We start from the raw sequence: 25419 nt of genomic DNA on the forward strand, positions 1-25419 counted from the left end.
AGTGCCCCCAATGCCAACGATTGTGGCTCTGGTCAAGCATGTACCGGATACGTGGTCCACCAAATCTTTGGAGGATGACCACACCCTGGATCGCACCTCCGTGGACAACATCATTGATGAGATTAATGAATACTCCGTGGAACAGGCGCTACGCTTGCGCGATGATAATCCGGATGAAAACTACCGTGTTGTCGCTTTAACGATGGGCCCCGCACAAGCAGACGAGGCCCTCCGCAAGGCGCTTGCGATGGGTGCAGATGACGCGGTCCTCGTATCTGACGATGCACTGGCCGGCGCCGATGCACTGTCTACCGCGTGGACCCTGAACGCAGCGATTAACACGCTAGAGGATGTCCAACTGATCACCTTGGGCAATGAGGCTTCCGATGCCTCGACCGGAACGCTGGCTGGATTGCTCGCTGAATACCGCCAACTGCCTGCCTTGACCGAGTTACATCAGGTAGAACTTTCGGGCAGCGCGGTAAAAGGCAGCCGCGAAGACGCCCGCGGAACCTGGGAGCTCGAGGCCGCCCTTCCTGCGATTGTGTCCGTCACCGATAAGGCTGATAAACCGCGTTTCCCCAATTTCAAGGGGCTTATGGCAGCTAAGAAGGCAGAGATCACCACTTTGAGCGTGGCCGACCTGGGCATTGATGCCATTGCACCGACCACGACGGTCACTTCTTCTTCCAAGCGCCCACCGCGCACGGCCGGCGAGGTTATCTCGGAGCCACAGCCGCAGGATGCTGCGAAGAAGATTGCTGACTTCCTTGCCGCAAAGAATTTGATTTAGGAGTAGAAATGTCTCACGTTTACGTACTTGTTGAACACGATGCAGACAGCATTCTCCCCGTTACCGGTGAGCTCATTACCGCCGCACGCGAATTGGGGACGGTGTCTGCGGTGGTCGTCGGCAAGCAGGCAGATGCCTTCGATGCCGAGCTAGCCGCCCTCGGCGCCGCCCAGGTGGTGCAGGCAACGACGGAGGATTATGACCAGCGCCTGGTGACCCCCGAGGTTGATGCTTTGCATGCCCTGGGCGCAGCCAATCCGGCGCCCATCGTTCTGGCCGCCAGCCCGACGAATAACGAGATTGCGGGCCGCTTGTCCGCCCGCTTGGCCTCCGGTGCGCTCGTCAATGTGGATTCCATTGAGGCGGATGGTTCTGCAACCATGACCATTTTCGGCGGCACCTACGAGACCACTTCGCAGGCCACTGGCAGCTGCCCGATTTATACCCTGCAGCCGGGTTCCGTTGCGGCGGAGCCCCAGCAGGTGGAAACGAAGGCGGCCCCAATGCCACTGCCTGCGGCAACCGATAAGGATGTCAAGGTTAATTCCTTTACTCCGGCCGAGAAGTCCGCCCGTCCCGAGCTCACCGCAGCCAAGGTTGTGGTTTCCGGCGGCCGCGGCGTCGGCGATAAGTTCGGCGAGATCGTAGAGCCGCTTGCCGATGCCCTCGGTGGCGCCGTCGGTGCCACCCGCGACGCCGTCGATGAAGGCTTCTACGACGCTACCCACCAGGTGGGCCAGACAGGCGTGACCGTGTCGCCGGATCTCTACATTGGTTTGGGCATTTCCGGTGCCATTCAGCACACCTCGGGCATGCAGACCTCCGGCACCATCGTGGTGATTAACCAGGACCAAGATGAACCGTTCTTCCAAATCGCCGATCTCGGCGTCGTCGGAGACCTGCACGAAATCGCCCCAGCTTTGACCGAGGAATTGAAGGCGCGCCAGTAATGCCGCACTATTTCGACTACGCAGCAACCCAGCCGATGCGCCAATCCGCCATCGACGCATGGGTTGCCGCCTCCGGATCGCTCAACTCCAGCGCGCAGTACGCCTCTGGCCGTAGGGCCCGCTCCGTGCTTGACGATGCCCGCGAGAAAGTCGCCTCTCTCCTTGGGTGCGAACCCATCGAGGTCATTTTTACCTCCTCTGGGACCGAGGCGGATAATATCGCTATCCAGGGGCTTTATGCGGCGGGAAATACCAACCGCATCATCTCGACGGATATTGAGCACCCAGCGGTGCGCGATACCGTGAGCAAGCTTGCCCAGGGTGGCGCCACCGTGGATCTGCTCCCTGTGGACCGCAACGGGCATATCAGCGATGGGGGCGCCTTCGCGGAACCTGCCGACCTTGCCACCTGCATGTGGGCCAATAACGAAACCGGTGCGATTCAGCCCATCGAGGATCTCGCATCCCTCGCGCAACAATCCGGTATTCCCATGCACGTGGATGCGGTGCAGGTATCGGGCAAGCTGCCCATCAATTTTGCGGAATTGGGCATCACAACGCTTGCCGCCAGCGCCCACAAGTTTGGCGGCCCGCGCGGTATTGGCGTGCTTTTGGCCAAGCGCACCCCTGCGCTGCAGCCGATTTCCTTCGGCGGCGGGCAAGAACGCGGACTTCGCCCTGGCACGGTAGACGTAGCTAGCGCCTCCGCGCTCGCCGCTGCGTTGGAGGAGTCGATCGCAGAAAGCGCTGCCGAGGGCGAGCGCATCGCTGCACTTCGGAATAAGCTGCGGGATGGGATCCTCTCATCCATCGACAACGTTGTAGTGAATTCCACCGAGCCATGCTTGCCGTCGCACCTACACGTTTCTTTCCCCGGCACCGATGGCGATAGCCTCATCATGTTGCTGGACTCGCTGCAGATTGAGGCATCGACTGGCAGTGCCTGCAGCGCAGGCGTCAACCGCATGTCCCATGTGCTTTCTGCAATGGGTGTCAGCGAGGAAGAAGGAATTGGGTCCCTCCGGTTCACTCTGGGACGCCTTACTTCCGAAGACGATGTGGATTACGTGCTCGCGCATTTACCAGAGGTCGTCGCCCGAGCCCGCACGGTTTAAGTATCAGCCCTTTCTTTGGCAGCATTCCTCCGGGCGGCGATTGCCTGGGCAACGGTCAGTGCCCAGTTCCTATTCTTCGTCGCTAGCGGACCCTGCGGCTCATCGTATTCCCACCGTCCGTCTTGGAAGAGCCAGATGGTATCCCCGCTGTGCGGATCCATGATGTAAAAGGCGCTTTTATCCGTCTTTACGTTGTGGTGGTGCTGGCACAGCGAGGCTAAATTTCCAGCCGTCGTCTTTCCTCCCTCTGAGAAATCGATCCGGTGGTCTTTTTGGCACCTGTAGGCCGGGCGGTTGCACCCAGGCCAGCGGCACGCACCATCGCGACCCTCCACATAGGCACCGATGAGCGATGGAGTGGAGTAGGCCGGGCTTACCCTTGTTGCCGCTTGGTCCATATCCCGGATGGTGGTCGGGGTCAGGCGGTCTGCGGTATCTGGGTGAATCCACCCGTAGCCCTGGATAAATCCTGGAGCCGCTTTTACGTCGCTGGCGCGGTACATATAAAGGTGTACCTGAGATTTATCTTCGATGGTTCCGAGGATCAGCTGGGCCAGTGCATCGGCCTTACTGAGCCCGTGCCCTTCCGAAGTACGCTGAACAACCTCGTCAATGAGGATGAGTGTATCTTCATCGAACTCTACGTTTAACCCTGCTCGTCCGCCCGCGGTGGGGTAGATGAAATAGGAGTCATTTCGCCCGTCTTCTTCCTCGGATTCCTTATCACCTGTTGTGTCCGGTGATTCCATTGTGATGAGGCCATCGAGCTTTCGGCGAAGGGCAGCATTTGATGGAAAGTTTTGACCCGGCTTTGTGGGAGTCAGGTATTTTTCCAATTCGGCGTCTATGCGTTGAAGGACGCCGCTGTCTACCTTGCCAAGTTTGCTTAAGACCGCATCAATGGTGATAAGCCGAGAGAAGTCGAGGAAGTAGTAGGTTTCCTGCAGCAGTTTTGTGCGTGGCAATTCCTCTAAGCGGTATAGCGCCATGGTGATATCCCTCGTGCGCCGTTCGCTTAAGCCGGTGCGACCTGCCAGCGTATGACAGGCAATATCGAAATCAGCTTCTAAACCTGGTCGAATTTCCTTCCAGAGTAGGTAGTCGGATTTTCTATTACACGTGGCACTAACTGCTATTTCATCGTGTGGATCAGTGATGAGGTAGTAGGGTTCCATGGCGATTATCCCCCGAGTTTCGCACTAAGTGTCTAATGTTCATAGGTTTACCATAAGTTATCCGTTTGACTCCCGCAAGCCGAAAAGCAAATATGTGTTCTAAATGGTACATTTCCGAAAAACTGGATAGGGGAGTGAAAAATTCCCATGCATGGTACGCGTGTTGCAAATGTGGTTAGTGTGAATGATTGTTAGACTTTCGCGCATGACAACTATGAGGGCACTCCGCAAGAGCATCATCGCGGTTATCGCTGCAGTTGCAGTCACGGTGAGCGGGACCGCTGCCGCGCAGGCAGCATTGGGAAACAGCGCACCGAAAGGCATCGATATTGCTGCCCACCAGCACCCCGGTGGCATGCCTATTGACTGGAATAAGGTGAAATCTGACGGCCAGTCCTTCGCCTTTGTTAAGGCCACCGAGGGCGGGGACTGGATTAACCCGCACTACGTTAAAGACATCCAAGCAGCCAATGCGCACGGCCTGAAGACTGGCGCATACCACTACGCGCGCCCAGCTGGCGATGCGAAGACGCAGGCGGCTAACTTTGCGGCGCAGATTGCGTTGGCGCCGAATCAGACGTTGCCGCCGGTGCTTGATATCGAGGTCTCCGAGGGCAAGTCGGCCTCCCAGTTGGAGAGCTGGATCGAGGAATTTACCTCCGAGCTCAAGCGCCTGACCAACCGCACCCCAATGATTTATACCTACAAGTACTTCTGGATGGGCGAGATGAATAACTCCCAGAAGTTCACCAATATGCCACTGTGGTTGGCGGCATACCAGGATGAAGCCCCGGATCCAGTGGGTGGGTGGAAGAACCTGTCCTTCTGGCAGCGCTCTGGATCGGGCAAGGTCGCTGGTATTCCTACCGATGTGGACTTGAACCTCTTTAATGGCTCGAAGCAGCAGCTAGAGTCTTTTAGCGGCGGCAATTATGTCGATATCGGCGGCGCGCTCGATAGCCTCGTCCTCGACGATGGTGTGGACCTTAGCTCCGATAGCACGCCGGTGATTGGTGCAATCTTCGCCCTTGCGGCTGGCCTCATTGCAATGCCCCAGCTTGCCGATGCCGCCAAAGACGCCGGCCTCGATGCCCAGGCTGCTGAGGGCTTGGCGGCCTTTGTGAAGGCCTTGGAAGACGAGGACGCTCTACCTCTGAAGCAACTTGGCAAGATGGCGGTCGGTGATTTCACCGTCGGCGACTTGGCACTACTGCTTGACAACGCGGGCCATGTCAACGGCGTCGCCAAGGGCGAGGTCTCCGGCAATCAGGTCGAAGAAGCTAAGGATGCGGCGAAGAAGGCCGGTGCTGATGTGCCGGACTTCGATGCCAATCAAGTAGCTGACTTGCTCAATCGCGTGCTGAAGTAGCTCCCGCAAAGAATTTGCGGGTCCAGTTTTCATCCTTAAAGTGTGCGGGAACGGCCCCGCCTAAGAGTGCCTTTGCCAGTTGAGCAGCTTGTAACGAGCCCTCAGCTGGCAGTTGTGTCTCTGAAGCCAGCAAGATGATGTTTCCATATCGGCGCCCCTTGAGCATGGGCGGGTCAGCGATTACAGCGAGGTGATCGAAGACCTCAGAAAGCCCGGCCAATTCTTTCTTCGCCAATTGGAGGTCCGAGTGATCGCCGCAGTTGGCCACATAAAGGCCGCCGGCAGACAGGGACAATTTGGCCGCTTGGAAAAACTCCGCCGTCGTTAGATTTTTCGGCGTGGTGTCCCCAGAGAAGACATCGCGGATAATGATATCGCGGCTGGCGGGCAGAAAACCTTCGGTTTCCCTTCGGGCATCGCCGGCACGGATCTTGACGGTGGGAGAACGGGGGACATCGAAAAGCTCGCGGACTAATTCGCCCAGCTTGGCATCAAGCTCGACTACCGTATGGCGGCTGTCCGGCCAAAGGTCGGCGAAGTAGCGCGGGAGTGAGCAGCCGGCCCCGCCGAGGTGGGTAACGCGCAGCTTATTAGGGGAGACCGTATTAAGCTGTTCTACCGCCGCTGCGATCCAGCGCATATATTCAAAGTCGAGTTCCTGCGGCTCGCCCAGCACGATATGGCTGCTAGGAACGCCATTGACGTTAAGGATATAAGCTCCGTCGCGGAATTCATCCGGTACGACCTCGGCGGTGCCGGTGGATATCTCGTAGGTCCCGGTGATGCCTGACCTGTTCGCAGCTCGCTTTCTACCCATGGGATTCAAGCTTAGGGAATGGAATCGATTTAAGCTGCGTTGGGGCAAGGGAGTACACTTTCGGGCCTGTAGTCGAGGTATTTAAAGGGGAATGCAATGCGAGTATTGGTGGCAATGTCTGGCGGCGTGGACTCATCTGTCGCCGCCGCCCGTGCGGTGGAGGCTGGCCACGATGTCGTCGGCGTGCACCTGGCCCTGCATAAGGACGCGCAGCAAACGCGCGAAAAGGCCCGCGGCTGCTGTTCGTTGGAGGATTCCGCCGATGCCCGCCGCATTTGCGATAAGTTGGGCATTCCGTTCTATGTCTGGGACTTTTCGGAGGAATTCAAGGAAGAGGTCATTACGGACTTCGTGGATTCCTATGCCCGCGGTGAAACCCCGAATCCCTGCCTGCGCTGCAATGAGAAGATTAAGTTCCGTGCGCTGCTGCAAAAGGGCATGGCCCTAGGCTTTGATGCCGTTGCGACCGGCCACTACGCCACCCTTGATGATGACGGTTATATGCGCCGCTCCAAGGATGAGAATAAAGACCAGTCTTATGTGCTCGGCGTCATTTCCGCCGAGGAGCTGGAGCACTGCTTTTTCCCTATCGGTGATACCCCCAAGCCGCAAATCCGCGAAGAGGCTGCGGCGCACGGTTTTTCCACCGCGAAGAAGCCGGATTCTTATGACATCTGCTTCATTCCAGACGGAAATACCCAGCAGTTCCTTGGATCGCGGATCGGCCTTCGCCCCGGCATGATCGTCGACCAAGAGGGAACGGAGCTTAAGGAACATGATGGTGCGTGGAACTACACCATCGGTCAGCGCAAGGGCCTGGACATCAAGGCCCCGGCTGCCGATGGCCGCCCGCGCTACGTCACCGATATCGATGCTGCAACGGGTACGGTGACCGTCGGCGCGCGCGAGGACTTGGCGGTTACCGCCATCCGGGCTGACCGCTTGAAGTATCTGCACCCTGGCATGGACGGCGACTTTGAGTGCGAGGTGCAGGTTCGTGCGCACGGTTCCGTAGTGCCGTGCATTGCCCACGTGGACCGCGCCGCTGATTCGATGCGATTGGAGCTCAAGGAGCCACTGTCTGGCGTTGCCCGCGGACAGGCTGCGGTGCTGTACTTGCCTTCCCCAGATGACTTGGGCGATATCGTCATCGGTTCCGGCACCATCTGCGAGACCGTGTAAATGACCGGATTCGCACTCGGGCCCATGCCCGGCACCTCTATGGCGGAGGCAGCGGACATCATTATGGGCGAGACCGAGCTTCCCGCCATCCCGCAGCTACCGGAACGCGGGCTGGGCTCCGATTCGGTGGGGCGTACCGCAAGCATGCTCGAGGCCATCACCATCGATCGCGGCCCCCGTTCGTGGCGCATGACGGCCCGTCCCCAGCTGCTTACTCGCCGCGCGTGGGACCGCCTCGAGCGCGATCTCGATGAGGTGCAGCAGGTGTGGGGAGAGACCGTGCCTCGCATCAAGGTGCAGGCGCTCGGCCCGTGGTCGCTGGCGGCCAGCATTGAGCTTGCCGATGGACACCGCGTCCTCACCGATTCCGGTGCCTTTGCAGAGCTTTCCGATGCCCTGCTGCACGGCATCCGCGCCCACGCTACTGACGTCGCACGCCGCTTCCACGGCGAGGTCGTGGTGCAACTGGATGAGCCGCTGCTTGCCGATGTCATCGCTGGCCGCATTCCAGGAACCACCGACTTTGATTCGATACCCGCCGTCCCTGACGAGGTGGCACTCGAGACCCTCCTGCGCTTTGAGGCGGATTATCTTTATCGTCCGCCGCTGTGGTCGGTGGCTGGGGCCGCGAAAACATTCCTCGTTGATGCGCACTACCGCGACCGCCTTTCTACCCCGGAGCATTTCGATGGGATGGGTGAGCACCTGTCCGAAGGCCGCCGGGTCGGTGTCGCACTTTCCGGCAAAGACGCGCGGGCCGAGGCGATTTCACTTGCCCGCCACCTGGACCGCATTGGCATGCCGCGTGAGTTGCTCGTGGATCACTTTGATGTGTTTCCGGCTCGGGCATCGGCAAGCACCTTGCGCTCTGTAACCGAGACTGCCGCGATCCTCACCCGCGATGCGGGCGACCTTTAAGCGGCGCGCACGAGGCTATCTGTCTTCGGAGACTTTTCACTGCGGTCTGTGTAAATACGCCAGGCGACGGCGCCCATGTGTAGGGAACAAGCGGTTACGAGAGCGTACCACCATCCGTAGTTGACTTCCCTGTACCACGGAACTGCGTTACCAATGAAGGCGATTATGACGATGCTGATAATCGCTGACGCGATAAGCATCCCCGGGGAAGATGGTTTTTTGAGCGCTTTCCATGTGCCCCACACTTCGGATGCGGTGATGGCGGCAAGGACTAGGGTGGTAATCATTGGAATTCCTTAAATGTCATCGAATAGCGCTTGGGCGAGGGCACTAGTCCACATCGGAGTGTCATTATTGGCGAAGGCTGCGCGCTTATTTTCCGGATCTATGATGAGCATTGTGGAGTAGCCACCCGTTCCGCCGTCGTGCCAGAAGCTTTGGTTGTCTTCGCTTTTTTGCCAGCCATAGGCCATATCGCCGTTATCCATAATCCACTCAGCGAAAGCTGCCATGTCATGTGCAGTCGATCGTATTGCGCCCGCTGCGGCATTGCTGCCTTCCATCTCCCATGGATCGGCCTCCCGGCCGGTGGCAGTAAGGCCCCGTGGGGCATCATCGGGGACCGCCCCTGGGGTCATGAGGTAGGTCTCTGTCATTCCGGCAGGTTGAAAGATTCTCTCCTGAAGCAGGTCTTCATAGGATGTATCTGCTGCCGTTTCCAGGAGGTGGCCGAGTAGTCCATACCCCATATTGGAATAAGTCTCTGTTCCACGATCTTTAAGATCCGCTTCGGTGGCGGCATCGAGGATATCTTGGGTGGTCTCACCTGCGTAGGGATTAGCACCAGTGACCGCCGTGATTGCATCAGCGAAAATATTCCCTTGTGCTAGCCGGGGTAATCCGGAGGTGTGGTTGAGCAACTCTTGTACCGTGACCTCGGAAATGGGTGCTTGGCCAACATCCAGTACATCGCCCACGGTAGTATCAAGGCTTATCTTTCCTTCTTCCACAAGCTGATGAGCTAATTCTGCGGTGAACATCTTGGTTACCGAACCGATTTCTACCTCGGTGTGTTCATCCGCGCCAAGTCCCGCGAAGGTGGCTTTCCCTTCGTGCAGCGTGAAGGCGGTGAGATTATTGAAACCCGGTTCGGTGTGTTTGCGCAGTGTGGCGGACAGAGTGGCGTCGCCTGTTTCCGTGGTGGCCACAGCGATCCGCCGCGGCCCAATCATGAGTAAGAGGACCGCTGTCATGATGGTGACGGTGATGGCTAGCGCCATTTTTTGCTTTCGCATTAGTGATCCTCGCTTGCGGTAATGATTGTGAGCAGGGGGATGACGCGGGCCGCTCGGATTGAGTATTCCCCGTTTGTCTTGGTGGTCCAGCCACCATTAGTAAGCGCACTGAGGTGGTGGTACGCAGTACCAGTGGAGGTGACGATTTCCTCTTCCATAAGTTCTGTGGCAGTGGCTGGTGAGCTGAGGAGGCGGCGCAGGATTTCACCGCGCACGGGGTGCGCCAATGCGGCGAGGCGCTCGAGATTATCGGACCAGTCTCCACCGGTCACTGTGTCTGTTGGGCGCTGCCATTGGTAGACATAGGAGCCTAGGCCGGTGGTGATGTTGCCGCCAAAAATGACGGACCCCTCAGGAAGCAGGGCAGAAGGTTCACGCGCATCCGCAAGCCACATGGTGGACTCGTCTGCGGATGATTCGATGGGGTCAGGGGCGGGGTTTTCGAGTTTTGTGACGCGAGCCTCGAGATCGGAAATGCGCGATTCTAAGGAATCCATATTTCTAGAATTCCAAAATTTTAGAAATATGGCAAGGGGTGGGGAGACTAGGAAATCATGGGCCATGCGGTGGAGACATCCGAGGCATCGCGACCCTTGCCTTCCAGATACTTCTTAAACGCGATGCGATCCTCGTACCACTTGACCGCTTGGAATTCCATGAGCTCGTTTTCGTCCATCTGCGCGAGGTTCGGGTAGTGCTGGCGTACCTGCTTCCAGGCCACGCGGGCGGCAGCGAGGGCATCGGCAGTGGCCTCATGCGCATTGCCCAAATCCACGCCGTAGTGCTCACACACCGCGCCAAGGGTGCGCTTGCCCTTGCGCCATTTATCGCTCACGCGGTCAATGACGTACGGATCAAAGACGGGGCCGGTGACTGTGAAATCGCCGGTAAGGCTGCGCAGGACGGTAAGGTCAAAGGCCGCGTTATACACAATGAGCGTCAGGCCGTCGTCCCACGCTGCTTTGATGGCATCAACCGTGTCTTTGAGGACCTCCTCGTGCGGGCGGCCTTCTGCCTGAGCCTTTTCCGTTGTGATTCCATGCACGTCTGTTGCGGCTTGGGGGATCTCGACGCCGGGATCCGCAAGGTGCTCTACCTTCTGGACATCGCGTCCGTCAATTCGGACTAGGGCTGAGGTAACGATACGAGCGTCTTTGGGGTTGGCGGAGGTGGTTTCAAGGTCGAAGGCGAGCATGCGGGAGGCGTCGAAGTTCATGGTCCATACCTTAGTAGCTAGCCCAGACATGGGGGATCGCTAGACTTGGATACCGTGACTAATCCAGCTGATGTGCAACGTGAATGGAACGACTTGGCGCAGGAAGTGCGCCGCCACCGCAACCTGTATTACAACGGTGAACCCGCGATTCCCGATGCCGACTTTGATGCGCTTTTCCAGCGCCTGGTGGACCTAGAAAAGCAGCACCCGGAGCTGGCGGTTCCGGATTCGCCTACCCAGCAGGTAGGCGCCGCGCCGAACGCCGGTGAGGATATTGAGCACCTCGAGCGCATGATGAGCCTAGACAATGTCTTTAGCGCCGGTGAGATGCAGGACTGGTTGGATAGGACGCCCGCCAAGACCTACCTAACGGAGCTGAAGATCGATGGCCTCTCTATCGACTTGGTTTACCGCAATGGGCGTTTGGATACCGCTGCCACCCGTGGTGATGGCACCGTGGGCGAGGAGATTACCGCCAATGCGCGGGTAATTTCTGATATCCCGCACGAGCTTACGGGCACCGAAGAGTACCCAGCCCCGGAACTCATTGAAATCCGCGGTGAGGTCTATATGCGCCCCGAGGATTTCGAAGAAATCAATGAGGAGCGCGCGGCGGACGGCAAGGCGCGGTTTGCCAATCCCCGCAACGCTGCGGCCGGCGGACTGCGCATGAAGGATCCCGCCGAGGTGAAAAAGCGCCGACTGCGCATGGTTTGCCATGGCCTAGGCGCGCGCGAGGGATTTTCCCCCTCCTCCCAGCACGATGCCTATAAGGCGATCGCCGCATGGGGGCTGCCCGTATCTCCCTATACCAAGCAGGTGCACTCCGCCGCAGAAGTACAAGAGGAAGTATCTTATTGGGCCGAACACCGCCACGATGCGATTTTTGAAATGGATGGGCTCGTGGTCAAGGTCGACGATTTGGGCTCACAGCGCCAGCTCGGGGCGACCTCCCGCGCACCGCGCTGGGCCATTGCCTATAAGTACCCGCCGGAAGAGGTCACGACGAAGCTGAAAAACATCGAGGTTGGTGTCGGGCGTACGGGGCGCGTTACCCCCTTTGCCATCATGGAACCGGTCTTTGTCTCCGGCTCCACGGTATCCATGGCCACCCTGCACAACCAGTCTGAGGTCAAGCGCAAGGGCGTGCTCATCGGAGATACCATTATTATTCGCAAGGCCGGCGAAATCATTCCAGAGGTACTAGGCCCCGTGCGCGAACAGCGCGATGGCAGCGAATATGAATGGAGCTTCCCCACGCAGTGCCCAGCCTGCGGCACGACGCTCGCCCCACAAAAAGATGGCGATGCTGACTGGCGATGCCCCAATACTCAATCCTGCCCAGCCCAGCTCTCCGCGCGCCTGGAATACCTCGCCTCCCGCAAGGGCCTCGATATCGAGGCACTGGGAGAGAAGGGGGCCATGGACCTCATTGAGAACGGCATCCTTACCGATGAATCCGAGCTCTTTGAGCTAACGGAAGAAAAGCTGCTTGCTTCCGATGTCTATACGGCCAAGCGCGATACGAAGGATAAGCGCAGCAAAAAAGAGGGCAACGCCAAGGTCAATACCGCGGGCAAGAACCTGCTCCAGAACTTAGAAGAGGTTAAAGACCGCGACTTCTGGCGGGTGCTGGTCTCGCTGTCCATTCGCCACGTCGGGCCCATTGCCGCCCGCGCCTTGGTAGCGCGCTACGGCTCCATGAAGAAGCTGCGTGCCGCTAAGACCGAGGACCTTGCAGAGGTAGACGGTGTGGGTGCAGTCATTGCTGAGTCCTTCCACGCCTGGTTCGAGGTGGACTGGCACCGCACCATCGTCGAGAAATGGGCAGAAGCCGGCCTAGCCATGGAGGTAGCCGCCGAGGACAGGAAGGAACAGACCCTAGAGGGGCTAACCATCGTTGTCACCGGCAGCCTCGAAGACTTCACGCGCGATTCCGCCAAGGAAGCCATCATCAGCCGCGGCGGAAAGGCAACCGGTTCCGTATCGAAGAAAACTTCCTACCTTGTCGCTGGGGCGAATGCCGGCTCCAAGGAGGATAAGGCCCGCGATCTCGGGGTGCCTATCTTGAACGAAGAGCAGTTCCACACGCTCTTAAACACCGGGGAGGTGTAGCCGCGCCGGGCTGGGCTTATTTGAGGAAGGCACCCAAAATCGTGCCGATGTGGCCGAGGTGCTCGACCTCAGAGGCTAAGTATTCTGGACCGCCGGTGCGGCCCATGGCGATGACCATCCCGGTATCTCCCAGGGGAGCGGCCGCCAGGGCGGAATCGAGCAGTGCCCAGCTTTCTGGCACCCACTCGTCCTTATCGGGGTGCAAGGTGCGTGCGCTGTCGATGTTGAGGTCGACAGGAATCGTATCGTCATCGGCAGGGGCTGCGTTTGAGGAAGCGACGCGGTGAATCGGCTCATTATTGTCAATGACGATGGCCCACGTGGAGGTCGCTGCCTTTGGAATGGCCGCGACGACTTCCTCCATTGCTGCCGTGACGTTTGAGGCATTGGCGGCCACGCGCGCTAATAACTCGATCTGTCCGCGCCGGTCCACGCGGCCGCTGAAGGGCCGAATCGAATCTATTTCCACGCCATGGACGGAGGAGGCGGCGGTGATGAGTGCATCAGCCATCGCGTCTGCGGGAAGCTCAATGACAATGTCATCCATGACGGTGCCATCCGGGAAGGTTTCTACGATGTCAACCGATTGGATATTTCCGTCAACCAGCCCGAAGGCCTCCGAAAGCTGGCCCAAACTACCAGGGGTATCGGGAAGCAGGACACGGATTAGGTAAGACATTAAGTCGCACGCTTTCAGTAGCTTGTAGTCCCATTTACGATACCTGGGTCACAGTGCGGCGTTCAAGGGGCAATAATTCGGGGTGACTCGGCAACTGCGCGGGTTGGTGCAGTATTATGGTGCCTTAGCAATTTACATAGTACGCGCGGGAAAATAATTTTCACCTGCGCGTCGATTATGGAAAAAGGATGGAGTTCGCGTGTCTGAGATTTCGCGTGATGAGGTAGCCCACCTTGCCAAGCTTTCCCGCCTGGCATTAAGCGATGAAGAGCTAGCCCAATTCGCAAGCCAGATTGATGAAATTGTTGATTCCGTTTCCGCAGTAAGGAACGTGGACACTGAAGGCGTGGAACCGATGAGCCACCCGCACTCCGTGGATGCACCGATGCGCGAAGACGTCATCGTGCGCACCCTTACCGCCGAGCAGGCCTTGGACCAGGCGCCGGCCGTGGAAGATGAGCGATTCGTCGTGCCGCAGATTTTGGGAGGAGAGTAAATGACCAACGTTGTCGTACCTGCGGAGGGACTGACCTCTTTGACCGCCGCCGAGCTGGCGGACAAGATTCACGCGCGCGAGGTGACCTCCCGCGAGGTCACCCAGGCCTTTTTGGATCGCATCGCAGAAACCAACCCGGAGCTTAACTCCTTCCTGCACGTGGGGCAGGAGGAAGCATTGGCGGCTGCCGATGCCGTGGATAAGGCCCTCGACGCCGGCGAAAAGCCTGCCTCGGCACTTGCCGGTGTGCCGCTGGCCCTAAAAGACCTGCTGGTTACTACCGATGCCCCCACCACCGCCGCATCCAAGATGCTCGAAGGCTACATGTCTCCCTACGACGCCACGGTGACCAAGCGCCTGCGCGAGGCCGGCATCCCCATCCTTGGCAAGACGAACCTGGACGAGTTTGCGATGGGTTCATCCAATGAGAACTCCGCCTTTGGCCCGGTTCACAACCCGTATGACACCGAGCGCACCCCGGGCGGTTCCGGTGGCGGCACTGCAGCGGCGCTGGCTTCGGGGCAGGCTCCTTTAGGTATTGGTACCGATACCGGCGGATCCATCCGCCAGCCGGCGGCGCTCACCAATACCGTGGGCGTAAAGCCTACCTACGGCACGGTGTCTCGCTACGGCCTGATTGCAGCCGCATCCTCGCTGGACCAAGCGGGTCCCTGTGGCCGTACCGTTCTGGATACCGCACTCCTGCACGAGGTTATTGCCGGCCACGATGCCTTCGACGCCACGTCTGTGGATAAGCCGGTTGCCCCCGTGGTGGAGGCAGCCCGCGAAGGTGCGAATGGCGATCTGAGCGGCGTCAAGGTTGGCCTTATCAAGCAATTCGAGCGCGATGGCTGGCAGGACGGCGTGATGGAGAACTACCACGCCGCCGTGGAACAGCTGCGCGAGCAGGGCGCGGAAATCGTCGAGGTGGACTGCCCGCACTTCGATGAGGCTTTGGCCGCCTACTACCTGATCATGCCGTGTGAGGTCTCGTCCAACCTGGCCCGCTTTGATGGCATGCGCTATGGCCTGCGCGCTGGCGATGACGGCTCTCACTCTGCGGAGCAGGTCATGTCCCAGTCCCGCGCAGAGGGATTCGGACCCGAGGTCAAGCGCCGCATCATGCTGGGCACGTATGCGCTGTCCGTGGGCTATTACGATGCCTACTACCTGCAGGCGCAGCGCGTGCGCACCCTGGTTGCCCAAGACTTTGCCCGCGCCTTTGAGCAGGCTGACGTGCTGGTTTCGCCAACCACCCCGACCACGGCGTTCAAGCTGGGGGAGAAGGCCGAAGACCCCATGGCTATGTACAACTTCGACCTGTGCACCTTGCCGCTGAACCTGGCCGGCCTGTGTGGCATGTCCGTGCCTTCCGGCATGGCTGCAGATACCAACCTGCCTACCGGTTTGCAGATCATGGCACCGGCTTTCCAGGATGACCGCCTGTACAAGGTGGGCGCAGCCTATGAAGCCAAGCGCCAAAAATAGCCGCGCTATCTAAAATCGTTGTCACTGTGAAATAGCTGCGGATTAGATAACGATTCGTTTACACCCCTGTCGGACGCCCATCCGGCAGGGGTAAATTATTGGGTATGACTTTGAAAAAGATTGCAACCGCGACGTTGTCCGTCTCCGCAGCTGCGCTCATGACCATGGGCGTCGCAAACGCTGAGGAACCCGCAGCAAACCCCGCACCGGCTGAGTCCGGTACCGAGGTAGCAGACACCACCGCCAAGAGCGACTTGGTGGAATCCCTGCCGGCAGACGCTGACAAGCTGGTACCGAATATTGAGGGCCAGACCATCACCGGTGAGCTGCACTCCGTCAAGGAAGACGGCCAGTTCACCGTGCAGTTCGACAAGGATCAGTCCCTGGTTCTCGATGATGGCTGCAATACCTACACCACCTCCTACGATGTGGATAAGGATGGCACCATTCACGTAGGTGACTTCGTCTCCACCAAGGTGGCGTGCGATGACCACACCCAGGCACTTTCTGATTCCCTGCGTGACGTCCTCGAGTCCGAGCCTTCCTTCTATGCTCTGCCTGACGGCCAGGCCGCACTGGGCGCTGAGGACAACGCCGTTGTCTTCAATGTTGTTGAGTAAATACTCATAAAACCATTCAGCACCATGTTCCTCCTTAGTGGGGGACCATGGTGCTGTTGTGTATGTGGCGGGGTGGACTACTTGGCATCGGAAAGCGCGTAGGCGGCTCCGGCAGAGGCGGCCGTCACGGCGAGGACTGCTGGCCAAGAGCCAATCTTCTTTGCCAATGGGTGGGAGGCGCCGAACGCGCCGACATACAGGGCGGATAGGCCCGCGGTCGTGGCTGGATTGGTTTTCTTGGCCCAGGAACGGCCGGCCCACAGGCCCGCTGCGCCGAGGATGACGCCGCCGAGCGGGCGAATACCGGTCTCCCGGGCGGTGACCCAACCACCGATAAGGCCGAGGGTAACGGTGGTGGCGGTGGATACGTCTTGTGGCTTTTTGATATCAATCATGGACATGGTGGCCAGTCTAGGCCTGATTTGTGTGCCCCGCTAGAATTCCTGCCATGACTGTGGAGACTAACCTGCCATCGGAGCGCCAGGCATGGCTCGCCATGTTCGCCCTATCCCTCGGTTTCTTTGTATCCCTGTTGGACCAGTCGATGGTGGCCATCGCCCTGCCGGATATTCAGGCGGATTTGGGCGCCACGGTCAATGAAATCATGTGGGTTTCGGCAGCCTTTTTGCTTGCCGTGGTGGTGCCGCTACTTTTTACGGGGCGGCTTGGTGATGTCCTAGGCCAGCGCGCCCTGTTTTGTATCGGGGTGGCGCTATTTGGGATCGGCGCAGCAGCGTGTGCGCTGGCGCCGTCGATAGAAGTGCTCATCGTCGCGCGCATCGTGCAGGGCCTGGGCGCATCGTTGGAGATGCCACAGACGATGTCCGTTATTAACCGGGTATTCGCCCGCGAGCGGCGCGGGCGTGCGCTCGGCGTGTGGGGGATTATCGGCTCGGTGGCGTCATTGGCCGGGCCGCTAGTCGGCGGGTTCCTCGTGGCTTCTTTTGGCTGGCAGGCGGCCTTCTGGGTGCATATTCCATTTGTTATCGCCGCCATTGTGTTGGCCCTGCTGTGGATACCGAAGCTGCCGACGACGGCCCAGGACATCGATAAGCCCTCGGCCATAGTCTCGCTCATTGCGCTTGGCTCGATTGTCTTTGGCATCCAACAAGGCCCAGAGCTGGACTGGGATTGGCGGGTGCTGGTGGTGCTTGCCATCGGCATAGTTGCAAGCATCGCGTTCGTGCGCCTGCAGGCTAGTGCGCAGGATCGCGGCTCCACGCCGCTCTTTCCGGTGGAGCTCTTCCACAACCGCAACTATGCGGCCGGCTCCGTAGGTATTTTGACCATGGGCTTTATGGCGGCTTCGGTCATGTTGCCGGTGATGTTGTGGCTGCAATCGGTCAAGGGGTTATCCGCCGGGGAAGCCGGCATCATCGTGGCTCCCATGGTGCTGGTTTCGATGCTGATGTCACCCATCGCGGGCATCCTTACGGACGCGGTGAATCCGCGCTTGATGGGGCTGGTGGGATTTAGCCTCATGATCGCCTCGCTGTGTGTGGCCTGGTGGGTCATGCATGCCGATGTCAATCCGTGGTGGCTGGCATTGCCCATCGCCGCCCTAGGAATTGGCCAGTCCTTTATCTGGGGCTCCAACGCGGCAACGACGCTGCGCGATATTTCACCTCATCACATGGGCGCAGCGTCGGGGGCGTATAACACCTCCCGCCAGGTGGGATCCGTGGTAGGCGTGGCTTTAGTCTCCGCCGTCATGCAAACGGGTAATCCGACCACAGCGATCATCAATTCGATTCTCGTGATTGTTATCGCGCTGGTGGTGGGACTTATCTCCTCGCTGCGCTACGTGGACACGCTGCATGGATAAAAATCCTGCGCTAAATTGGGGATCATGCGTCTAGCTGTACTGACTTCCGGTGGCGATTGCCCCGGCCTGAATGCTGTAATCCGTGCGGTTGTGCGAACCGCATCCAACGAATTCGGCGATACCGTCGTGGGTTACGAAGACGGGTGGGTTGGCCTTTTAGAAGACCGCCGGCGCGATCTTTACGACGATGCCGGCATCGACCGAATTCTCTTGCGCGGCGGCACCATTTTGGGCACCGGCCGGCTGCACCCCAATAAATTTAAGGCCGGCCTGGAGCAGATCAAGACGAATATGCGCGAGGCCGAAGTCGATGCCCTCGTTGCCATCGGCGGCGAAGGCACGCTCAAGGGCGCTAAGTGGCTTAACGATAATGGCATCCCCGTCGTGGGCGTGCCGAAGACCATTGACAATGACGTCAACGCCACGGACTATACCTTCGGCTTTGATACCGCGGTATCGGTGGCAACTGATGCGATCGACCGCCTGCACACGACGGCGGAGTCCCACAACCGCATCCTCATCGTGGAGGTCATGGGCCGCCACGTAGGCTGGATTGCTCTGCATGCCGGCATGGCCGGCGGCGCACACTACACCGTGATCCCGGAAGAGCCCTTTGATATCGCGGAAATTACCAAGGCGATGGAACGCCGCTTCCAGATGGGCGAGAAGTACGGCATCATTTGCGTGGCTGAAGGAGCCCTGCCGAAGGAGGGCACCATGGAATTTGAAGCCGGCGGCGTCGACCAATTTGGCCACCAAACCTTCAACGGAATTGGCCAGGTCATTGGTGATGAAATCAATAAGCGCACCGGATACGACGTGCGCACCACCGTGTTGGGCCACATTCAGCGCGGCGGCACACCCACCGCGTATGACCGCGTCCTAGCGACCCGCTACGGCGTGCACGCTGCCCGCGCGGCGCATAACGGGGATTCAGGAATGTGTGTTGCCCTGCACGGCGAAGATATCGAACTGGTGCCTTTGGAAGAGGCCGTGGGCACGTTGAAGACGGTGCCCGATGCCCGCTACCGCAATGCGCAGGCCCTCTTCGGCTAAGGCCCGTTAAACACCGCCGTCTCGAATATTAAGATCGCTCTCTCACATGGTGGGAGGGTATTCTTTTGTCTATGAGTACCAATAGCGCTACAGAAAAACAGGAAGAACGACAGGCGCTCATCGCGGCGCTCGGCTTTCCCGTGCTCGTTATCATCGGTGGCATTATTGGCTATATCGCCCCTGACACCGCGGCATCCTTTGCACCGCAGGTAACCCCGCTGTTAGGCATCGTCATGTTCGGCATGGGGCTTACCCTCAAGCCCGTCGATTTTGCACTCGTGGCGCGCCGGCCGCTCCCGGTGGTGCTCGGCGTGGTGGCGCAGTTCGTCATTATGCCGCTTATCGCGCTCGCCGTGGTGGCAGTAATGGATCTGCCAGAGGCGGTTGCGGCCGGCGTGATTTTGGTCGGCTGCGCCCCGGGTGGCACGAGCTCTAACGTGGTGTCCTACTTAGCGCGCGGCGATGTCGCGCTTTCAGTGACCATGACCTCTATCTCTACGCTTTTGGCGCCCATCCTCACCCCGCTATTGACCTTGTGGTTGGCGGGCGAATACATGCCGGTCTCCGCGGCATCGATGGCGTGGTCCATCGTGAAGGTGGTGCTCGTTCCGGTCATCGCGGGCATCGTCATCGGCATGCTGCTTCCCCGGCTCGTGGCAAAGATTCAGGCGGCTTTGCCGTGGATTTCCGTTACCGCGATTGCCTTGATCGTGTGCATCGTGGTCGGCGGCGCGCATGACAATATCGCCACCGCCGGTGCGCTGGTCTTTGCTGCCGTGGTCATTCACAATGCGTGCGGCTATGGCCTGGGATACCTCGCAGGCCTCTTTACCCGCCAGCCGGTTCCGGTGCGCCGCACCATGGCTGTGGAGGTTGGAATGCAAAATTCCGGGCTGGCCACCAGCCTTGCCTCGTCCTACATGAGCCCGCTGGCCGCCTTGCCCGGCGCCGTCTTTTCCGTGTGGCACAACTTGTCCGGCGCGATTTTGGCAGCGCTGTGCCGCTTTAGCGATGCCCGCAGGGCACAGTCAGCTAAAAATTAATGGTGACAGCGGGGAAGTCTTGGTCTACGAACCAGGGCTCTTCCGTAATGGTGAGCGGAGGTTGGCCTTCCTCGAAGGCCAAGGTATCGCCGCCTTTGACGGTGGCGCCTTGCAGGATGTGGTTGGCGATATTCGCCAGCTTGTAATAGAGGTCCGTCGGATCCATCGAGCTGGTGCGTGCCTGGATCTCCGGGTGGCCTGCTTGGACGAGGCCGATGGAATAGCCGCGGAGCTCGCCGCCAGATTGGGTAATCCACACCGGTGCAATGTGCATGGGTGCGAGGTTATTGCGCACGGCGTCATTAAACATCGCCGGGGAGATGGAGACGTTCCCGCGCGGGTTGTGGATGATGAGGCAATTGGGGTGCTGGGCTACGGCGGACGTCGCCTGGGACAGCAGCTCGAGGTGCTCGCGGCGCGGCTCGCGAAATTGATGGGAAAGGTCGTGTTCCTTGCTATCAGGAAGGACCGAGACGAGCACCTGGGATCCCGCAGTGTTGAGGTCGCCGGCATCGGCGCTCAAAATGGGGTGGAGGCCGTAACTATCTGGGGTGGGTGCAGAATCAATGGTCTGGTAGTGCAGGAGAAACGCGCCATCGATAGGCACCACGAGGCTACCCGGGTTCTTGCCAGGAGTAATCTCGCCGACGCGCCCCGAAAAGGTGCTGCTGACGGCGTCTTTGATCTCATCGGTAGTAGGGGCGGTGGAAAAGACCGCGATGTTAATCAGTGGGGCATCGACAAGCGAATTGTCTACGGTATGTGGAGTCGTCATGACAGTCACCCTAGGGGCTAGCGCGCGAGAGTGCACGGACGTATTAAGATGGCACGCATGACTGCTGCGATGTATGACCTGATGGACTTCGACGAGGTCCTCGACAAGTATGAACCGGTAATGGGCATGGAAGTCCACGTGGAGCTGGATACGGAAACAAAGATGTTTTCTACCTCCGCCACGAACTTCAGCGCAGCCCCTAACTCCAATACCGATCCGGTATCGCTGGGCCTTCCCGGGGCACTTCCCGTGGTTAACTCCAAGGGCGTGGAGGGTGCAATCAAGATTGGCCTGGCGCTTAATTGCTCCATCGCGGAATCCTCGCGCTTTGCCCGCAAGAATTACTTCTACCCGGACCAGCCAAAGAACTACCAGATTTCCCAGTACGATGAGCCGATTGCCTATGACGGCTACCTCGACGTTGTGCTGGAAGACGGCACGGAATGGCGCGTAGAGATTGAGCGCGCCCACATGGAAGAAGACACCGGTAAGCTGACCCACCTGGGTGGCGCCGATGGCCGCATTCATGGCGCCACCGCATCCTTGGTGGACTGCAACCGCGCGGGCATTCCGCTCATTGAGATCGTCACCAAGCCCATCATCGGTGCTGGCGAGCGCGCCCCCGAAGTGGCTAAGGCCTATGTCTCGGCGCTGCGCGAGCTCGTCGCCGCCTTGGGCGTTTCCGATGCCCGCATGGACCAAGGTTCCATGCGCGTGGACTCCAACCTTTCCTTGCGCCCTATCGGCCAAGAAGAATTCGGTACCCGTACCGAGACGAAGAACATCAACTCCATGCGCTCGGTCGAACAGGCGGTGCGCTTTGAGATGCAGCGCCAGGCACAGGTGCTGGAAGATGGCGGCAGCATCGAGCAGGAGACCCGCCACTACCAAGAAACCGATGGCTCTACTTCTAAGGGCCGCCCGAAGGAGACCGCGGAAGACTACCGCTACTTCAACGACCCGGATTTGCCGCCGGTCATCGCCCCGCGCGAGTGGGTAGAAGAGCTGCGCGCAACCCTTCCGGAGCTGCCGTGGGTCCGCCGCGCCCGCATCCAAAAGGAGTGGGGTATTAAGGACGAGGAGATGCGCGACCTGGTCAACGCGGGCGCGCTGGATCTCATCGTGGAAACGGTTGAAGCCGGCGCGAAGCCGGATGAGGCTCGTTCCTGGTGGGTGTCTTATCTTGCAGGTAAGGCCAATGAGCAGGACAAGACCTTGGCCGAGCTGGATATCACCCCAGCCCACATAGCCCGCGTCATCGCCCTGGTCAAGGAAGGAAAACTGACCACCAAGCTGGCGCGCCAAGCCGTCGATGGCGTGTTGGCGGGGGAGGGCGACGTTGACGAGGTCGTCGCCAAGCGCGGCCTCGAGGTCGTACGCGATGACGGCGCCATCGAAAAAGCTGTGGATGATGCATTGGCCGCAAACCCGGACATCGTGGAGAAGTACCGCGCCGGCAATAAGAAGGTTACCGGTGCGATTGTCGGCGCCGTAATGAAGGCGACGCAGGGCAAGGCGGATCCGGGTCAGGTTAATAAGCTGATCGCGGAAAAGTTGAGCTAAAACGCCTACTAATCCAGCCAGTCTTCGGCCCTGCATCCGGCGGGGTTGGAGGCTGGCTTTCGTGGTTTTTAAATTGACCATAATTTTCATTTGGGCAGGTCAGGCAGGTAAAGCGTAGACTACGTGACATGCCAATTAAATCTAAAGTTCTGCAAAAAACGAGCCCAGATGCACCATTTCGCACCGTAGAAATCGAGCGCCGCGACCCGCGCGAAGATGACGTTGTCATTGACATCAAGGCGGCGGGCATTTGCCACTCGGATATCCACACCATTCGCAATGAGTGGGGAGAGGCCCACTTCCCGCTGACGGTGGGCCACGAGATTGCCGGCGTGGTGGAAGCCGTGGGGGACAAGGTCACCAAATTTAAGGTGGGTGACCGCGTGGGAGTGGGCTGCTTGGTCAATTCCTGCGGGGTGTGCGAGCAGTGCCGCAATGGGCAAGAGCAAAACTGCCTAAACGGCTCGGTGGGAACCTATAACTCTGAAGATGTTGATGGAACAATTACCCAGGGCGGCTATGCGCAAAAAGTCGTAGTCAATGAGAATTTCGTGTTGACGATTCCAGAAGGCCTCGACTTTGACGTTGCTGCTCCGTTGTTGTGTGCCGGAATTACCACCTACTCGCCCTTGGCCCGGTGGCAGGTCAAGGAAGGCGATAAGGTGGCCGTCGTTGGCCTCGGCGGTTTGGGCCACATGGGTGTGCAGATTGCCGCCGCAAAGGGCGCTGAGGTTACCGTCATCTCTCGCTCCCTGCGCAAGGAACAAGAAGCCTACGAGCTTGGCGCGAAGCGGGTACTGGCAACGGGCGAGGCCCCCGATTTCTTTGCCAACCACAAGGGCGAGTTTGACCTGATTTTGTCTACCATTTCCGCCTCCTATTCCCTCAATGATTACCTGCAGCTTTTGAAGCCGCGCGGAATCATGTCCGTGGTCGGCCTGCCGCCGGAGGAGCTGGGAATCACGATGGGCAACCTCGTTGGTGGCGGTAAAGTGTTGACCGGAAACAATATCGGTGGCATCGCAGAAACCCAAGAGATGCTGGACTTTTGTGCAGAACACGGCATTGGAGCGGTCATCGAAAAGGTGGGCGTTGAGGACGTTGATGCAGCCTATGAGCGGGTTGTTGCCGGTGACGTAAAGTTCCGTTTCGTCATCGATACGGAAACTTTCGCGAATTAAGTATGTAAGCTACTTCATCGATGAGCGATGATGTATTGTATTTCACGCACGTGCAAGTAGGATTTCGTTATTAGCTTACGTACCATGTGCACAGGAGCACACTCCTGCGCCGCGCCTCCCTGCATGCGTTGGGGGATAAGGAGGGGGCCTGGAACGCGCGCACTGGTGTGTGAAAATTATCCGCTACAAAAGTTAGGCAACTGTGTCTTATAAAAATATTCTCGCCATGGCCATGTCCTTCGTGGGACTGCTGGTAGGCGCAGGCTTTGCTACGGGCCAAGAGGTCGTGCAATATTTCACCGCCTTCGGCTCCTGGGGTATTGCCGGCATTATTGTCGCAGCGGCCATTATGACGCTGGCGGGCACCGTGTTCTTGCAATTGGGCAGCTATTTCCACGCCACTGAGCACAACACGGTCTTCCGCAAAGTCACCCATCCCATCGTGTCCAAGCTATTGGACGTCGCCGTTATCATCACGCTTTTTGCCATCGGCTTCGTGATGCTGGCCGGCGCCGGTTCCAATATGGAGCAGCAATTTGGCTGGCAGGCTTGGATCGGCTCCACGCTGATGCTGGGGCTTGTGATTGCCGTCGGCATGATGGACGTCAATAAGGTGTCCAAGGTCATCGGTATGCTCACGCCGTCCATCATCATCGCCGTCATTGGTGTGGCCATCTACACCATGTTCCATATGCCGGACGATGTTGGCGCGGCAATGGAAGCATCCAGCCAAATCGATACCCCGATTGGTAACTGGTTGGTCTCCGCGCTGAACTACAACGGTCTGGCTTTGATGCTGGCGGTTTCGATGTCCTTGGTTATCGGCGGCGATAACATTAGCCCCCGTGAGGCCGGTTGGGGCGGCATCGTAGGTGGCATTGTTTACTCCATCATGATGGGACTGGCAGGCTTCGCGCTGCTGATGAACGCCGAAGAGATCGAGGGCTCCGATATCCCGATGCTGTCCTTGGTCGATAGCGTCAACCCTGTCTTGGGCGCAATTATGGCCATCGTTATTTACCTGATGATTTTCAATACCGCCATTGGTATGTTCTACGCATTGGGTAAGCGCCTCTCCGCAGGTAACGAGGCCAAGTTCCGCGTTATCTTTATCGCAGGCTGTCTTGCAGGCTTCGGCGTTTCCTTCTTCGGCTTCAAGACTTTGATGCAGTACGTCTATCCAGTCATCGGCTACATGGGCATTGCGATGGTGGCCGTCTTGGTCTTCGCATGGTTCCGCAGCCAGTCCAAGATTCAGGATGAGGCGCTGCGCCGCGAGCGCGTGCGTTCGCTGATGCACCTTAAGCTGAATCCGAATAAGGACTACGACGCAGAGCGCTATGACGATGAGATTGGCCAGCACCTCGAGGATTCCAACATGGATAGCGAGGCCCTCTATGAAGAGCTCGTGACCGAGGTGACGGAGAAGCTCGACGGTGATGACGATGTGGACTTTGATAAGGAAGAATTTGAGAAGGAAAACCAGGACGATCACACCTACTACGTCGAGCGCGATGGCGTAGAGCACGACCGCTCGCCGGAAGAGATTGAACAGTGGATCGAAGAAACCGGTGCTATCGGTGACCCAGAGGAAGACAACGAGTCTTCCGAAGCGGAAAGTTCCCAGAAGTAATCTTTCCTTCAGACAATAAATTTCCCTCCCCAGGAATTTGAACTGGCCCCCGAAAGTTGGACTGGTTTAATTCTAGGCGATGAGGGGTTCAAGGGTCTGATTCCGATATTGCATC

The 25419-nt window shown here is 58.7% G+C and carries 25 protein-coding genes; 16 read left to right on the top strand and 9 right to left on the bottom strand.

The genetic code is table 11. The annotated features are described in order from the left end of the window. Nucleotides 1-10: 10 nt before the first annotated feature. From ABRP98_RS07195 to ABRP98_RS07205, 3 genes are read left to right on the top strand one after another with little or no spacing between them, the layout of a single operon-like run. The gene (locus ABRP98_RS07195; RefSeq protein ID WP_284782573.1) at nucleotides 11-793 is read left to right on the top strand and encodes an electron transfer flavoprotein subunit beta/FixA family protein; all 783 of its coding nucleotides are present in this window, start codon (nucleotides 11-13) and stop codon (nucleotides 791-793) included. A gap of 8 nt (nucleotides 794-801) precedes the next feature. Next, on the top strand, nucleotides 802-1743 hold the full coding sequence (locus ABRP98_RS07200; protein WP_349858335.1) for an electron transfer flavoprotein subunit alpha/FixB family protein: 942 nt from the start codon (nucleotides 802-804) through the stop codon (nucleotides 1741-1743). Continuing rightward, nucleotides 1743-2858: a cysteine desulfurase family protein gene (locus ABRP98_RS07205; protein ID WP_349858338.1), complete on the top strand. Its 1116-nt coding sequence runs from the start codon at nucleotides 1743-1745 to the stop codon at nucleotides 2856-2858. Before ABRP98_RS07200 ends, ABRP98_RS07205 begins: the two co-directional genes overlap by 1 nt. On the opposite strand, the gene ABRP98_RS07210 is transcribed toward ABRP98_RS07205, so the two are convergent. After that, nucleotides 2855-4033 carry an HNH endonuclease signature motif containing protein gene (locus ABRP98_RS07210; RefSeq protein ID WP_349858340.1) on the bottom strand — a complete coding sequence of 393 codons (1179 nt, stop codon included), beginning with the start codon at nucleotides 4031-4033 and terminating at the stop codon, nucleotides 2855-2857. The two genes, ABRP98_RS07205 and ABRP98_RS07210, sit on opposite strands and share 4 nt — an antisense overlap. Before the next feature lie 205 nt (nucleotides 4034-4238). Between ABRP98_RS07210 and ABRP98_RS07215 the strand changes: the two genes are divergently transcribed. Beyond that, nucleotides 4239-5402 (top strand): glycoside hydrolase family 25 protein, encoded by a 1164-nt coding sequence (locus ABRP98_RS07215; RefSeq protein WP_349858341.1) that lies wholly within the window; start codon nucleotides 4239-4241, stop codon nucleotides 5400-5402. Here ABRP98_RS07215 and ABRP98_RS07220 read toward each other — a convergent pair. Beyond that, complete coding sequence (locus ABRP98_RS07220; protein WP_349858342.1) at nucleotides 5383-6219, bottom strand: spermidine synthase; 837 nt, start codon at nucleotides 6217-6219, stop codon at nucleotides 5383-5385. The genes ABRP98_RS07215 and ABRP98_RS07220 overlap by 20 nt on opposite strands. Before the next feature lie 96 nt (nucleotides 6220-6315). On the opposite strand from ABRP98_RS07220, the gene mnmA reads away from it, so the two are divergent. After that, a complete protein-coding gene (gene mnmA, locus ABRP98_RS07225) occupies nucleotides 6316-7401 on the top strand; it encodes a tRNA 2-thiouridine(34) synthase MnmA (RefSeq protein WP_284643707.1) in 1086 nt (361 codons plus the stop codon). Next, nucleotides 7402-8319, top strand: coding sequence for a uroporphyrinogen decarboxylase/cobalamine-independent methonine synthase family protein (locus ABRP98_RS07230; protein ID WP_349858343.1), 918 nt, complete (start codon nucleotides 7402-7404; stop codon nucleotides 8317-8319). On the opposite strand, the gene ABRP98_RS07235 is transcribed toward ABRP98_RS07230, so the two are convergent. From ABRP98_RS07235 to ABRP98_RS07250, 4 genes are read right to left on the bottom strand one after another with little or no spacing between them, the layout of a single operon-like run. Next, nucleotides 8316-8606 (bottom strand): hypothetical protein, encoded by a 291-nt coding sequence (locus ABRP98_RS07235; RefSeq protein WP_349858344.1) that lies wholly within the window; start codon nucleotides 8604-8606, stop codon nucleotides 8316-8318. The two genes, ABRP98_RS07230 and ABRP98_RS07235, sit on opposite strands and share 4 nt — an antisense overlap. 9 nt (nucleotides 8607-8615) lie before the next feature. After that, the gene (locus tag ABRP98_RS07240) at nucleotides 8616-9614 is read right to left on the bottom strand and encodes a serine hydrolase domain-containing protein (protein ID WP_349858345.1); all 999 of its coding nucleotides are present in this window, start codon (nucleotides 9612-9614) and stop codon (nucleotides 8616-8618) included. Then, on the bottom strand, nucleotides 9614-10111 hold the full coding sequence (locus ABRP98_RS07245) for an ArsR/SmtB family transcription factor (protein ID WP_349858346.1): 498 nt from the start codon (nucleotides 10109-10111) through the stop codon (nucleotides 9614-9616). Before ABRP98_RS07245 ends, ABRP98_RS07240 begins: the two co-directional genes overlap by 1 nt. Before the next feature lie 47 nt (nucleotides 10112-10158). Continuing rightward, nucleotides 10159-10830, bottom strand: coding sequence for a 3'-5' exonuclease (locus ABRP98_RS07250; protein WP_349858348.1), 672 nt, complete (start codon nucleotides 10828-10830; stop codon nucleotides 10159-10161). A 45-nt stretch (nucleotides 10831-10875) separates the two neighbouring features. Between ABRP98_RS07250 and ligA the strand changes: the two genes are divergently transcribed. Beyond that, the gene (gene ligA / locus ABRP98_RS07255; RefSeq protein ID WP_410763635.1) at nucleotides 10876-12945 is read left to right on the top strand and encodes an NAD-dependent DNA ligase LigA; all 2070 of its coding nucleotides are present in this window, start codon (nucleotides 10876-10878) and stop codon (nucleotides 12943-12945) included. Between the two features lie 16 nt (nucleotides 12946-12961). Here the strand turns inward: ligA and ABRP98_RS07260 are convergent, their stop codons facing one another. Then, a complete protein-coding gene (locus ABRP98_RS07260; protein WP_284796341.1) occupies nucleotides 12962-13624 on the bottom strand; it encodes an ACT domain-containing protein in 663 nt (220 codons plus the stop codon). A gap of 199 nt (nucleotides 13625-13823) precedes the next feature. Here ABRP98_RS07260 and gatC point away from each other — a divergent pair, with 199 nt between their 5' ends. The 3 genes from gatC (at nucleotide 13824) to ABRP98_RS07275 (ending at nucleotide 16228) form a co-directional block, all read left to right on the top strand. Further along, nucleotides 13824-14120, top strand: a complete 297-nt coding sequence (gene gatC / locus ABRP98_RS07265; protein WP_005280231.1) for an Asp-tRNA(Asn)/Glu-tRNA(Gln) amidotransferase subunit GatC — start codon at nucleotides 13824-13826, stop codon at nucleotides 14118-14120. Further along, on the top strand, nucleotides 14121-15608 hold the full coding sequence (gatA, locus tag ABRP98_RS07270; protein WP_349858350.1) for an Asp-tRNA(Asn)/Glu-tRNA(Gln) amidotransferase subunit GatA: 1488 nt from the start codon (nucleotides 14121-14123) through the stop codon (nucleotides 15606-15608). Between the two features lie 104 nt (nucleotides 15609-15712). Further along, on the top strand, nucleotides 15713-16228 hold the full coding sequence (locus ABRP98_RS07275) for an META domain-containing protein (protein ID WP_349858351.1): 516 nt from the start codon (nucleotides 15713-15715) through the stop codon (nucleotides 16226-16228). A 77-nt stretch (nucleotides 16229-16305) separates the two neighbouring features. Here the strand turns inward: ABRP98_RS07275 and ABRP98_RS07280 are convergent, their stop codons facing one another. After that, complete coding sequence (locus ABRP98_RS07280; RefSeq protein WP_005282483.1) at nucleotides 16306-16629, bottom strand: membrane protein; 324 nt, start codon at nucleotides 16627-16629, stop codon at nucleotides 16306-16308. A gap of 47 nt (nucleotides 16630-16676) precedes the next feature. Here ABRP98_RS07280 and ABRP98_RS07285 point away from each other — a divergent pair, with 47 nt between their 5' ends. From ABRP98_RS07285 to ABRP98_RS07295, 3 genes are all read left to right on the top strand, one after another. Next, a complete protein-coding gene (locus ABRP98_RS07285) occupies nucleotides 16677-18053 on the top strand; it encodes a DHA2 family efflux MFS transporter permease subunit (protein WP_349858353.1) in 1377 nt (458 codons plus the stop codon). A gap of 24 nt (nucleotides 18054-18077) precedes the next feature. Continuing rightward, the gene (locus ABRP98_RS07290) at nucleotides 18078-19109 is read left to right on the top strand and encodes an ATP-dependent 6-phosphofructokinase (protein WP_349858355.1); all 1032 of its coding nucleotides are present in this window, start codon (nucleotides 18078-18080) and stop codon (nucleotides 19107-19109) included. A gap of 71 nt (nucleotides 19110-19180) precedes the next feature. Next, on the top strand, nucleotides 19181-20152 hold the full coding sequence (locus tag ABRP98_RS07295; RefSeq protein ID WP_349858357.1) for a bile acid:sodium symporter family protein: 972 nt from the start codon (nucleotides 19181-19183) through the stop codon (nucleotides 20150-20152). Here the strand turns inward: ABRP98_RS07295 and ABRP98_RS07300 are convergent. Then, on the bottom strand, nucleotides 20142-20927 hold the full coding sequence (locus tag ABRP98_RS07300; RefSeq protein WP_349858359.1) for a DUF4261 domain-containing protein: 786 nt from the start codon (nucleotides 20925-20927) through the stop codon (nucleotides 20142-20144). The two genes, ABRP98_RS07295 and ABRP98_RS07300, sit on opposite strands and share 11 nt — an antisense overlap. A 57-nt stretch (nucleotides 20928-20984) precedes the next feature. Between ABRP98_RS07300 and gatB the strand changes: the two genes are divergently transcribed. The 3 genes from gatB (at nucleotide 20985) to ABRP98_RS07315 (ending at nucleotide 25304) form a co-directional block, all read left to right on the top strand. Continuing rightward, nucleotides 20985-22490: an Asp-tRNA(Asn)/Glu-tRNA(Gln) amidotransferase subunit GatB gene (gene gatB / locus ABRP98_RS07305; protein WP_034658400.1), complete on the top strand. Its 1506-nt coding sequence runs from the start codon at nucleotides 20985-20987 to the stop codon at nucleotides 22488-22490. 128 nt (nucleotides 22491-22618) lie between these two features. Continuing rightward, a complete protein-coding gene (locus ABRP98_RS07310; RefSeq protein ID WP_349858361.1) occupies nucleotides 22619-23671 on the top strand; it encodes an NAD(P)-dependent alcohol dehydrogenase in 1053 nt (350 codons plus the stop codon). 202 nt (nucleotides 23672-23873) lie between these two features. After that, nucleotides 23874-25304: a YkvI family membrane protein gene (locus ABRP98_RS07315; protein WP_349858363.1), complete on the top strand. Its 1431-nt coding sequence runs from the start codon at nucleotides 23874-23876 to the stop codon at nucleotides 25302-25304. The last annotated feature ends 115 nt before the right edge of the window (nucleotides 25305-25419 follow it).

This window comes from Corynebacterium sp. KPL2838 (genome assembly GCF_040225455.1).
Classification (GTDB): Bacteria; Actinomycetota; Actinomycetes; order Mycobacteriales; family Mycobacteriaceae; genus Corynebacterium; species Corynebacterium rhinophilum.

Excerpts from the sequence above, each read along its gene's own strand:
- ABRP98_RS07195 (WP_284782573.1), top strand. The coding sequence starts at position 11 with ATGCCAACGATTGTGGCTCTGGTCAAGCATGTACCGGATACGTGGTCC.
- ABRP98_RS07200 (WP_349858335.1), top strand. The coding sequence starts at position 802 with ATGTCTCACGTTTACGTACTTGTTGAACACGATGCAGACAGCATTCTC.
- ABRP98_RS07205 (WP_349858338.1), top strand. The coding sequence starts at position 1,743 with ATGCCGCACTATTTCGACTACGCAGCAACCCAGCCGATGCGCCAATCC.
- ABRP98_RS07210 (WP_349858340.1), bottom strand. The coding sequence starts at position 4,033 with ATGGAACCCTACTACCTCATCACTGATCCACACGATGAAATAGCAGTT.
- ABRP98_RS07215 (WP_349858341.1), top strand. The coding sequence starts at position 4,239 with ATGACAACTATGAGGGCACTCCGCAAGAGCATCATCGCGGTTATCGCT.
- ABRP98_RS07220 (WP_349858342.1), bottom strand. The coding sequence starts at position 6,219 with ATGGGTAGAAAGCGAGCTGCGAACAGGTCAGGCATCACCGGGACCTAC.
- mnmA (WP_284643707.1), top strand. The coding sequence starts at position 6,316 with ATGCGAGTATTGGTGGCAATGTCTGGCGGCGTGGACTCATCTGTCGCC.
- ABRP98_RS07230 (WP_349858343.1), top strand. The coding sequence starts at position 7,402 with ATGACCGGATTCGCACTCGGGCCCATGCCCGGCACCTCTATGGCGGAG.
- ABRP98_RS07235 (WP_349858344.1), bottom strand. The coding sequence starts at position 8,606 with ATGATTACCACCCTAGTCCTTGCCGCCATCACCGCATCCGAAGTGTGG.
- ABRP98_RS07240 (WP_349858345.1), bottom strand. The coding sequence starts at position 9,614 with ATGCGAAAGCAAAAAATGGCGCTAGCCATCACCGTCACCATCATGACA.
- ABRP98_RS07245 (WP_349858346.1), bottom strand. The coding sequence starts at position 10,111 with ATGGATTCCTTAGAATCGCGCATTTCCGATCTCGAGGCTCGCGTCACA.
- ABRP98_RS07250 (WP_349858348.1), bottom strand. The coding sequence starts at position 10,830 with ATGAACTTCGACGCCTCCCGCATGCTCGCCTTCGACCTTGAAACCACC.
- ABRP98_RS07260 (WP_284796341.1), bottom strand. The coding sequence starts at position 13,624 with ATGTCTTACCTAATCCGTGTCCTGCTTCCCGATACCCCTGGTAGTTTG.
- gatA (WP_349858350.1), top strand. The coding sequence starts at position 14,121 with ATGACCAACGTTGTCGTACCTGCGGAGGGACTGACCTCTTTGACCGCC.
- ABRP98_RS07275 (WP_349858351.1), top strand. The coding sequence starts at position 15,713 with ATGACTTTGAAAAAGATTGCAACCGCGACGTTGTCCGTCTCCGCAGCT.
- ABRP98_RS07280 (WP_005282483.1), bottom strand. The coding sequence starts at position 16,629 with ATGTCCATGATTGATATCAAAAAGCCACAAGACGTATCCACCGCCACC.
- ABRP98_RS07285 (WP_349858353.1), top strand. The coding sequence starts at position 16,677 with ATGACTGTGGAGACTAACCTGCCATCGGAGCGCCAGGCATGGCTCGCC.
- ABRP98_RS07290 (WP_349858355.1), top strand. The coding sequence starts at position 18,078 with ATGCGTCTAGCTGTACTGACTTCCGGTGGCGATTGCCCCGGCCTGAAT.
- ABRP98_RS07295 (WP_349858357.1), top strand. The coding sequence starts at position 19,181 with ATGAGTACCAATAGCGCTACAGAAAAACAGGAAGAACGACAGGCGCTC.
- ABRP98_RS07300 (WP_349858359.1), bottom strand. The coding sequence starts at position 20,927 with ATGACGACTCCACATACCGTAGACAATTCGCTTGTCGATGCCCCACTG.
- gatB (WP_034658400.1), top strand. The coding sequence starts at position 20,985 with ATGACTGCTGCGATGTATGACCTGATGGACTTCGACGAGGTCCTCGAC.
- ABRP98_RS07310 (WP_349858361.1), top strand. The coding sequence starts at position 22,619 with ATGCCAATTAAATCTAAAGTTCTGCAAAAAACGAGCCCAGATGCACCA.